Annotated in this window: 9 protein-coding genes; 5 read left to right on the top strand and 4 right to left on the bottom strand. The window is 63.5% G+C overall.

All coding sequences use genetic code 11. The features are described from left to right. Both EN991_RS11335 and EN991_RS11340 read right to left on the bottom strand, forming a co-directional pair. Window positions 1-1962: FAD-dependent oxidoreductase (locus EN991_RS11335; RefSeq protein WP_164768983.1), on the bottom strand; the 1962-nt coding region annotated here is incomplete at its 3' end. Then, window positions 1959-2846 carry a phosphotransferase family protein gene (locus tag EN991_RS11340; protein ID WP_127368763.1) on the bottom strand — a complete coding sequence of 296 codons (888 nt, stop codon included), beginning with the start codon at window positions 2844-2846 and terminating at the stop codon, window positions 1959-1961. The genes EN991_RS11340 and EN991_RS11335, both read right to left, overlap by 4 nt. A 403-nt stretch (window positions 2847-3249) precedes the next feature. On the opposite strand from EN991_RS11340, the gene EN991_RS11345 reads away from it, so the two are divergent. Continuing rightward, a complete protein-coding gene (locus EN991_RS11345; protein WP_127368764.1) occupies window positions 3250-4026 on the top strand; it encodes a DeoR/GlpR family DNA-binding transcription regulator in 777 nt (258 codons plus the stop codon). On the opposite strand, the gene EN991_RS11350 is transcribed toward EN991_RS11345, so the two are convergent. Together EN991_RS11350 and EN991_RS11355 are read right to left on the bottom strand one after the other, a co-directional pair. After that, entirely contained in the window at window positions 4023-4922 is a 900-nt protein-coding gene (locus EN991_RS11350; protein ID WP_127368765.1) for an NAD(P)/FAD-dependent oxidoreductase, read from the bottom strand. The genes EN991_RS11345 and EN991_RS11350 overlap by 4 nt on opposite strands. Further along, window positions 4912-5361, bottom strand: coding sequence for an Rrf2 family transcriptional regulator (locus EN991_RS11355; RefSeq protein ID WP_027161832.1), 450 nt, complete (start codon window positions 5359-5361; stop codon window positions 4912-4914). The genes EN991_RS11350 and EN991_RS11355 overlap by 11 nt, the downstream gene beginning before the upstream one ends. Window positions 5362-5624: 263 nt before the next feature. Here EN991_RS11355 and EN991_RS11360 point away from each other — a divergent pair, with 263 nt between their 5' ends. From EN991_RS11360 to EN991_RS11375, 4 genes are all read left to right on the top strand, one after another. Further along, the gene (locus tag EN991_RS11360; protein ID WP_081714289.1) at window positions 5625-6281 is read left to right on the top strand and encodes a DedA family protein; all 657 of its coding nucleotides are present in this window, start codon (window positions 5625-5627) and stop codon (window positions 6279-6281) included. Between the two features lie 75 nt (window positions 6282-6356). Next, window positions 6357-7268, top strand: coding sequence for a LysR substrate-binding domain-containing protein (locus EN991_RS11365; protein WP_013528025.1), 912 nt, complete (start codon window positions 6357-6359; stop codon window positions 7266-7268). 219 nt (window positions 7269-7487) lie between these two features. Beyond that, a complete protein-coding gene (locus tag EN991_RS11370; RefSeq protein WP_013528024.1) occupies window positions 7488-8642 on the top strand; it encodes an ABC transporter substrate-binding protein in 1155 nt (384 codons plus the stop codon). Between the two features lie 168 nt (window positions 8643-8810). Then, a partial coding sequence (locus EN991_RS11375) for an ABC transporter ATP-binding protein (RefSeq protein WP_164768985.1) occupies window positions 8811-9613 on the top strand: 803 nt, incomplete at its 3' end.

A 9613-nucleotide genomic window follows, 5' to 3' on the forward strand; every position in this document is an offset into this window, starting at 1 on the left:
CATCAGCGCGTCGAAGACTTCGCCGGTGGCCGCGATCGGCACGTGCAGTTCCCAGCCCAGCTCGCCGACATAGGTGACGCGCAGCGCCCGAATTGTGTGGCCGGCGATGGCAATCTCACGCACATGGCCGAATGGGAAGCTCACGTTTGAGACGTCGGCTTCGGTCACGGCCGAAAGCACGTCGCGCGCCCGAGGACCCATCAGCGACAGCGTGCCGAAATCCTCGGTGACATCGACAAGCCTGGCATCGAGCCCTTCGCCGATATGATCGCCGATCCACGAGGAATCATGCGTGCGGAAGCCTGTGCCGGTGACGATGTAGAACTTCTCTTCGGCCAGCCGCGCCACCGTCAGATCGGCCTCGATGCCACCGCGTGTGTTGAGAAGCTGCGTGTAGGTCAGCCGGCCGACCGGCTTGCTGACGTCGTTGGCGCAGACCCAGTCCAGCGCCTTCAGCGCATCGGGCCCGCTCAGCTCGTATTTGGCGAAGGAGGATTGATCGAAGATGCCGACTTTTTCGCGCACATGCCGGTGTTCGTCGCCGACCGCCACAAACCAGTTCTGCCGGCCCATCGAATAGATGTCCTGCGGCTCGACGCCTTCGGGCGCGAACCAGTTAGGCCGTTCCCAGCCGAGCTTCGAGCCGAACACGGCATTTTGCTGTTTCAGCCTGTCGTAGAGCGGCGAGACGATGCGCGGCCTCCCGCTGGCATACTCCTCATGCGGAAAGCCGATCGTATAGTGTTTGCCATAGGCCTCCAGCGTGCGGTCGCAGACCCACTGACGGTCACGGTGCAAATTAGCAAAGCGCCTGATGTCGACCACCCACAGGTCGAGCGGTGCTTCGCCATCGACCACCCACTGCGCCAGCACCCAGCCGGCGCCGCCGCCCGAGGCGATGCCGAAGGCGTTGAAGCCGGCGCCGACAAACATGTTGGCGCATTCGGGCGCTGTGCCGAGAATGAAATTGCCGTCCGGCGTAAAACTCTCCGGCCCGTTGATCATCTGCTTGACGCCGACGGTTTCCAGTGCCGGCACGCGCGCGATCGCTTGGCTCATGTGCTGCTCGAAATGGTCGTAATCATCGTCGAACAGCCTGAATTCCCAATCATTGGGGACGTCGCCGCCGGGGAGACCAGTAGCCCAGGCCTGCGGGTTCGGCTCATAGCCGCCCATCACCAGCCCGCCGACCTCTTCCTTGAAATAGGTGCGCCGGTCCGGGTCGCGGATGGTCGGCGCGTCGGTCGCCAGTCCGTCGATCTTCTCGGTGATGATGTACTGGTGCTTCACCGGCTGCAGCGGCACGTTGATGCCGGCCATGGCGCCGACCTGCCGCGCCCACTGGCCGGCGCAGTTGACCACCTTGTCACAAGCAATGTCGCCCTTGTTGGTCTTCACCGCCGTGATGCGGCCGTCCTTCATTTCGAAGCCGATGACGCGGACATCCTCGAACAGTTTGGCGCCATGCATGCGCGCGCCCTTGGCCAGCGACTGCGTGATGTCGGAGGGGCTCGCCTGGCCATCGGTCGGCAGCCAGGAGGCGCCGACAAGATCGCCGGTTTCCATGAGCGGCCACATTGCCTTGACTTCCGCCGGCGACAGCAATTGCATGTCCATGCCGAAGCTTTTCGCCGTCGTCGCCAGCCTTTTGTACTCGGTCCAGCGGTCGGCATTGGTGGCGAGCCTGAGGCAGCCGGTCATCTTCCAGCCGGTGGCAAGGCCGGTCTCGGCCTCGAGGCCCTTGTAGAGGTCGACGGAGTATTTCAGCACGCGGGTGATCGAAGCCGACGAGCGCAACTGGCCGACAAGGCCGGCGGCATGCCAGGTCGAGCCCGAGGTCAGCTTGCCTTGTTCGAGCAGAACGACATCGGCTTTGTGGTCGCGCGCCAGATGATAAGCCGTCGAACAGCCGATGATGCCACCGCCGATGACGACGATGGCGGCCTGGGTCGGCAATGTCATGATTTCTGCATCCCGTACTTCGTTCTGTAGTTTTCCAGCGCCGTGTCGAGCCGGGCGAGGTTTTCCTCGGTGTAGGCGACGTAGTCGATACCGGGCGCGTCGAGATAGAGCTCGGACACCATGCTCCACATCGCCTCGCGCAGCAGCGAGGCGCATTGCATGGCCGCGTGCGAACGGCGGATCGCTTCGTCCGGTTCTTTCATGAAATAGGCGGTCAGAAAGGCGAAGGATTCCTCGTCGCTCATGCCGGCGTTGGAGGCGGCGCCTGCGAGGTCGAACATCGCCGTGTTGAAGCCGGCATATTCGAAGTCGATCAGCCACAGCCTGTTGCCGTCGTCGAGAATGTTGGCCGGCAACAGATCATTGTGGCCAAAGACGATCGGCAGCAGTTTCTGCGCGCGCTCCAGTTCGTCGGCCAGCGTCAGCAGGCGCGGCAGGTCGCTGCGCTTGCGGCTGCCGCCTTCTTCAAGCGTGCGCCCATAGTCGCGAATGACATGGAACACCCAGAACATGAAACCGGCGCCGGAGACGTGAGTGGGCATCTCCCGGTGAAAGGCGCGCATCAGGGCTGCGACGCGGCCAAGATTGGCGCGTACGTCCTCGGCGAGATAGGTCTTGGCGCCGAGAAACTCTGTGACCATGATGCCCGGTTCGGCATGGCGGACGGCCGGCGCGAAACCGGCGGCATGCGCCGCCCGCGCCGTCATCACCTCGCGCTCGCGAAAGACATGGTGGAACGGATAGTCCTTGCCGAAGCGCACGACGTGTCGTCCCGCCGCGTCCGTGACCACATAATTCGCGTTGCTCAGACCGCCGGGCAGCGGTGCGATCTCGATGCCACCTGTCCAGCAGGGCAGGGCGCGGATGCGATCTTCGGCGGTCACGGAATCATCCCTGGTTTGCTGGGCTTCGACAAGGCGCCGTGAACAGCGCAACGACGGCGGGGAGAAACGTAAATAATCTCGTCGGTGCGGGACGCCAGGATCGGTATCCCGCACCGCACCGACGAGCCCCTTGGCCAGGTTTTTGAGCCCGGCATCCGCCCCCGCGGATCTGAAAATTCCTTGTACAGGCACGTTCCAAACGGCCTGACCACTGAGTTGCGTCTCTGCCCCCAGTCGCAGATCTGAAGCCTGTTGATGTCTTTGATTTCACGCCAGGGTTTCCCGCTTGTCAATAAAAAGCTGTGACTTTTTTTGGGTATTTTGCCTGAAAGCATAAGGTAGTTCCTTTAAAAGCAATTGAATTACCTTAGAATCGGTCAAGAGCATCAGTTCGGGAAACCAGATGGCCCAGTCCAAACGACACGGCGAGATCCTGCGGCTCCTGCAGGAAGAGGGCACCGTCACCATCGCCAGTCTGGCCGACCGGCTGGGCGTGTCGCTCGAGACGGTGCGCCGCGACGTCAAGCCGCTGACCGGTGATGGCTCTGTCCTCAAGATGCATGGCGCCATCGGCCTGCCGTCAATGATCGGCGAAGCGCCGTTCGAGCGGCGCATGCGTGAGAACGCCGACGTCAAGCGGGTCATTGCCCGCATGGTCGCCGCCACCATCCGCGACGGGGAATCCATCATGCTCGACACCGGAACGACGACCTCGTTCCTTGCGCGTGAACTGCTCGGCCACCGGCGCCTGACGGTCGTCACCAATTCCTCGGACATCGCCCGCACGCTGGCCACCGTCAACGGCAACAAGGTCTATATGGCCGGCGGCGAGCTGCGCAGCGATTCCGGCGCTGCTTTCGGCGCCTCGGCGATCGATTTTGTCAGTCGCTTCTCGGTCAGTCACGCCATCATTTCCACCGGGGGGGTCGACGCGGTGATGGGCGTCATGGATTTTGATCTGGATGAGGCCGAGTTCGCCCGCATGGTGCTGTCGCGCGGCCAGCGGTCCCTCGTCATCACCGATCACTCGAAATTCGGCCGTCTTGGTCTGGTCCAGGTCTGCGGCTTCGACAGCTTTTCCGAACTCGCCACCGACCGCTCGCCGCCGCACGACCTGGCCGCCGCCCTTGCGCAGGCCGGCGCCCGGCTCAGCATCGCCGGCGCGGAAGCCGGCTTCTAGCCGAAGACCAGCGATTGGTGGGCGCAGACGCCCGCAAAGGTGCCACCCGATACTGCAAAGGCGATGTTGTGCATCGAACGTGCCGCGTCGCCGGCGGCGTAGACGCCGGGCACGGTCGTCTGCTGCCTGTCGTCGACTGATATCACCGTGCCGAGGAGGCTTTCGGTGAAGCCGCAGCCGAGCTGTTCGGCCAGCGGGCTGGCCATGATATTGCGCGGAGCGGTGAACATCGCCCTGACGCCGGCCTTTCTGCCGTCGTCGAGGTGGACGATCAATCCGCCGGAGCCGTCTTCCTCTAGCTCGGCAACGTTGGTGGGCTCAAACCGCACCTTTCGGCTCTCCAGCGCGCGCATCTGCTCTGTGTCAGGTTCGAACAGGCCATTGCCGAACAGCGTGACATCGCCCCAATCGGTGATCAGCTGTGCCTGATGCATGGACATCGGACCGGTTGCGAGCACGCCGAGCGGCCCGCCGGAAACTTCGTAGCCGTGGCAATAGGGGCAGTGCAGCACGCTCTTTCCCCAGAGCTCGGCAAGCCCGGCAACCTCCGGCAGGATATCGCGCACCCCAGTGGCCAGTACCAGCCGTGCCGCGCCGAATGTCTCGCCACCCTCGGTGGTGATTTCGAAATCGCTGCTGCCAGCGGCTAGGGCCTTGTCGGCGCGCCCGTCGACAACCCTGGCTGCCGGATAGGCCAGTAGTTGGCGCCTTGCGTCATCCAGGATTGCGCCGGGCGCGCGCCCGTCATGTCCGAGGAAGCCGTGCGAATGCTCGGCAAAACGGTTGCGCGGCCGGCCGGCGTCGATCACCAGCACCTTGCGTCCTGCCCGCGCCACCTGGATGGCGGCGGACAGGCCGGCAAAGCTGCCGCCGACGACGGCAAGATCATACTGCATGGCTGGAGACTCCAATGAGGTCAAAACGGCGGCGGAAATCGGCGGTCAGGTCAGCCAGCGTGATGCGGCTCAGCTTCTCCGCCAGCAGCCTTTCGGCGGCGATGCGAAAATCGTCGAGCACGGCGATCACCGCCTGCTCGACGAGGCAGCCGGGGCTTTCCGGATCGGTGCTGAACGGCAGCAGTGTCTCGCCAAGGGCGACGCTGATCTCGGCCAGGGATATTTTCTCGGGCGCCCGCCCGAGCAGCCAGCCGCCACCGTGCCCGCGCGACGAGGTGACGATGCCGGCGTCGCGCAAGCCTGCGATGGTGCGGCGGACCACGACCGGATTGGTGTGGATGAAGGTGGCAAGCTGCTCGGAGGTCAGCGCCTGTTCGGGCTTCTCGGCCATGTGGACGAGAATGTGCAGGGTAGAGGACAGTCGGCTGTTGCGCTTCATGTAACTTAGTTAGTTACGATTGGTGTCGATGTCAAGCACGTCTCATCCGCGCCGAGGCGCAATGTCCACGCAATCCATTCGCGGCAAACAGAACCAGTCGGTGCGCGATTCACCTCGTATGCCGGCGCCAAGGCGTCGGACCCGACATATGCAACGGATTTCGGGTCCGACGCTGACTGCAGCAAACGCCACGCCGACCGATCGAAGCGTTGGATCCAGGATGAAGGTTGCCTGATGCTTTGTCTTTTCTCCAGAGATGGACCGTGGCACCGTTTGGTGTCGGCGTCACCATGTCGCTTCGCATGACGGGGCCGCTGGCAGCCATCCTCGGCTTCGGTCTGTTGGGCGTTTTCTGCCTCGCCTTCACCGAAAAGATCCTGCCAATTCCGCCCTCGCATGTGCTGCTGCTGTTCCTCGGCATGACGGCGGCGCCGGATGCTTCGACGCTGGCGATCCTGCTGATGGTGACGACGCTTGCGTCCGCCAGCGGCTGCCTTGTCTGGTATGCGGTCGGCCGCCGGGTTGGACCTGACCGTGCCGACAGGCTGGTCGAGCGTTTCGGCAAGTACGTGTTCCTGCGTCACGCGACCTACCGCAGGCTCGGCCAGGCCTATCGGCGCAATCACGTCCGGGTGTCCTTGCTGGCGCAGTTCATCCCGACTGTGCGCAATTACCTGCCGATCGCCGCCGGCGCACTCTGCCTGCCCGCTTTGCCCTTCGCGGCCGCGACGCTGCTCGGCGCCACGTTCTGGAACGCGGGCTTTCTCACCACCGGCTATCTGCTGCGCGGCAGCGGCCGGGACTCCTTCACGGTGGGCCTGCGCATCATTGTCATCGTCGTGGCTCTGGAGACGGCATTCATGCTTGCGCTGCGCTATGGCCCCGCATGCCGGCGGCGCATCAAGTTGGCGCTCGGTTGAGCGCCAGCTCTCAGGTCATGGGATAAGCTCTGCAGTCGGCTTTCCTTCATTCGGCCGCCGGTGTTTAGTCCGGGCATGGCTTTCACCATCCGCCAGCTGCAGTTCTTCATCGCCGTTGCCGAGCAAGGCACGGTCTCGGGCGCCGCCCAGAACCTCTCCATCTCGCAATCGTCGGTCACCGAAGCGATCAAGGAACTCGAAAGCGATCTCGGCGTCGAACTGTTCGAACGCCACCCGCGCGGCCTCAACATCACCCACAAGGGTCACCAGTTCCTGCGCCATGCGACGAAAATCCTCGCCGATGTTTCCGACGCGCGCCGCTCTTTCTCCGGCGAGCAGGCGGTGGCGGCCGGCCGGCTGCAGCTCGGCGTCACCTCGCTGGTCGCCGGCTATGTGCTGTCGGATCTGCTCGCCCGCTACCGCCGTGCCTATCCGGGCGTCGAGGTCTCTGCCATCGAGGACAATGGCGATTATCTCGAACACCTCCTGATCGGCGGCAAGCTCGACATTGCCGTCATGGTCACCTCCAATTTGCGCGACCGCACCGCGTTGCAGTCGGAAATCCTCGAAGTCTCGGCCTATCGGCTGTGGCTGCCGCTCGGTCATCCGCTCGTCGGCGCCGACATCATCAGCATTGGCGACATTGCCTCCGAAACGCTGATCATGCTGACCGTCGACGAGATCGAGGAGAATACCGGCAAGCTGCTGACGGCGATCGGCGCCAAGCCGCATGTCGCCTTCCGCACCCGTTCCGTGGAGGCCGTGCGCAGTCTGGTCGCCACCGGTGCCGGCGTGGCGCTGCTGCCCGATCTCGTCTACCGGCCCTGGTCGCTGGAAGGCGACCGCATCGAATCGCGCGATATTTCCGGCTCCTTGCCGGTGGTCCAGGTCGGCATGGTCTGGCGGCGCGGCTCCGGTCTGCCGCAGGCCGCGCGCGATTTCATCGGTCTTGCCCAGTCGCAACGGACGGTCCGCCAGCGTCCCTGAGAGGCCGGCTGCACATCTATCGGAAAAACCGATATCACCCTTCTGATAAATGAATTTGCGAAACCGGAATTTTCAAAGCACTTTCGGTTCAGGGACCAAAGCCGCCATCAGAGCGGCATCAAGCCCAACGGACGAACTGACAGTTTTCAGTCCGCGCGTGACCCCTAACGAAGACCGAAACCGGCTTTCAGGGTCAGGCGCCTAAATGGGAGATCGACAATGAATTCATTCCTGAAGTCATGCACTGCTCTGACGGTCGCGCTGACCTTTTCCGGTCAGGCCGTCGCCCAGGTCAAGGAACTTGGCAAGGGCGAAGGCCAGGTCAACATCGTTGCCTGGCCGGGCTATATCGAGCGCGGCGAAACCGACAAGGGCTATGACTGGGTGACCTCCTTCGAGAAGGAAACCGGCTGCAAGGTCAACGTCAAGACCGCCAACACCTCCGACGAGATGGTCTCGCTGATGAATGAGGGCGGCTTCGACCTCGTCACCGCTTCGGGCGATGCCTCGTTGCGCCTCGTTGCCGGCAAGCGCGTGCAGCCGATCAACACCGATCTCATCCCGAGCTGGAAGACGGTCGACGAGCGCCTCAAGGACGCGCCGTGGTTCACCGTCGGCGGCGCCCACTACGGCGTTCCCTACCAGTGGGGTCCCAACGTCCTGATGTACAACACCGACGTGTTCAAGGAGGCTCCCAAGAGCTGGAACATCGTCTTTGAGGAAATGAAGCTGCCGGACGGCAAGTCCAACAAGGGCCGCGTCCAGGCCTATGACGGGCCGATCCACATTGCGGATGCGGCCAACTATCTGATGTTCCACAAACCGGAACTCGGCATCAAGGATCCCTATGAACTGAACGAGGACCAGTACAAGGCGGCGCTCGAATTGCTGCGCGTCCAACGCACACTGGTTGGCCGCTATTGGCACGACGCCGCCATCCAGGTCGACGATTTCCAAAACGAAGGCGTCGTCGCTTCCGGCTCGTGGCCGTATCAGGTCAACACGCTGGTCGCGGCCAAGAAGCCGGTCGCTTCCACCATCCCGGAGGAGGGCGCCACCGGTTGGGCCGACACCACCATGATGGAGGCCGACGCCGCCAACCCCAACTGTGCCTATATGTGGATGGAACATTCGCTGTCGCCGAAGGTGCAGGGCGATGTCTCAGCCTGGTTCGGCTCACTGCCCGTCGTGCCCGCCGCCTGCAAGGGCAATGAGCTTTTGACCGACGAGGGTTGCAAGACCAACGGCTACGAGAACTTCGACAAGATCAAGTTCTGGAAGACGCCGGTGTCGAAATGCGCCACCCAGAACGATCAGTGCGTGCCCTACTATCGCTGGGTGTCGGACTATATCGGCGTCATCGGCGGACGATGAGCATCCTTACCTCCCCCTTGTGGGGAGGGTCGACGCATAGCGTCTGGGTGGGGTCTGCTCGGGGTTTTTCGAGACACCCCCACCCGCGGCTTCGTCGCGACCTCCCTAAGGGGGAGGTGGGACGTCGCGCGACATCAACACATCAAACCGGCAACGGACTGACATCTCATGACCTCCGCCGTCTCCTTCCAGAAAGCCTCGCGCCATTTCGGCAGCGTGCGCGCGGTCGACGCGGTCGATCTCGACATCGCGCCGGGGGAATTCTTCGCCATGCTCGGGCCGTCCGGTTCCGGCAAGACCACTTGCCTGCGCCTCATCGCCGGCTTCGAGCAGCCGACATCGGGCTCGATCTCGATCTTCGGCGACCGCGCCGAGGGCGTTCCGCCCTATCGCCGCAACGTCAACACCGTGTTCCAGGACTATGCGCTGTTCCCGCATCTGAACGTGCTCGACAACGTTGCCTACGGGCTGATGGTCAAGGGCGTCGGCAAGGCTGAGCGGCACAAGGCGGCGGAAGAGGCGCTGTCACTGGTGCGGCTGCCCGGCTATGGCGCCCGCCGGCCCGGCCAGCTTTCCGGTGGCCAGCGCCAGCGCGTGGCACTCGCCCGCGCGCTGGTCAACCAACCAAAGGTGCTGCTGCTCGACGAGCCGCTCGGCGCGCTCGACCTCAAATTGCGCGAGAACATGCAGGAGGAGTTGAAGTCGCTGCAGAAGGCGCTCGGCATCACCTTCGTCTTCGTCACTCACGACCAGGGCGAAGCGCTGTCGATGGCCGACCGCGTCGCCGTCTTCAACGATGGCAAGATCATGCAGATCGGCACTCCGGAAGATATCTACCAGCGGCCGAGGACCCGCTTCGTCGCCGATTTCGTCGGCTCCTCCAATGTGCTGCCGCCGGATTTCGTGCAGCGCTATTCCGGCCAGCATCGCTGGGGGAGTCTCCGCCCTGAATCCATTCGCGTCGGCCGCGC

This window comes from Mesorhizobium sp. M7A.F.Ca.US.005.03.2.1, assembly GCF_003997795.1.
Lineage (GTDB): Bacteria > Pseudomonadota > Alphaproteobacteria > Rhizobiales > Rhizobiaceae > Mesorhizobium > Mesorhizobium ciceri.

Coding starts and splice junctions, on each gene's coding strand:
- EN991_RS11345 (WP_127368764.1), top strand. CDS start 3,250: ATGGCCCAGTCCAAACGACACGGCGAGATCCTGCGGCTCCTGCAGGAA.
- EN991_RS11350 (WP_127368765.1), bottom strand. CDS start 4,922: ATGCAGTATGATCTTGCCGTCGTCGGCGGCAGCTTTGCCGGCCTGTCC.
- EN991_RS11355 (WP_027161832.1), bottom strand. CDS start 5,361: ATGAAGCGCAACAGCCGACTGTCCTCTACCCTGCACATTCTCGTCCAC.
- EN991_RS11365 (WP_013528025.1), top strand. CDS start 6,357: ATGGCTTTCACCATCCGCCAGCTGCAGTTCTTCATCGCCGTTGCCGAG.
- EN991_RS11370 (WP_013528024.1), top strand. CDS start 7,488: ATGAATTCATTCCTGAAGTCATGCACTGCTCTGACGGTCGCGCTGACC.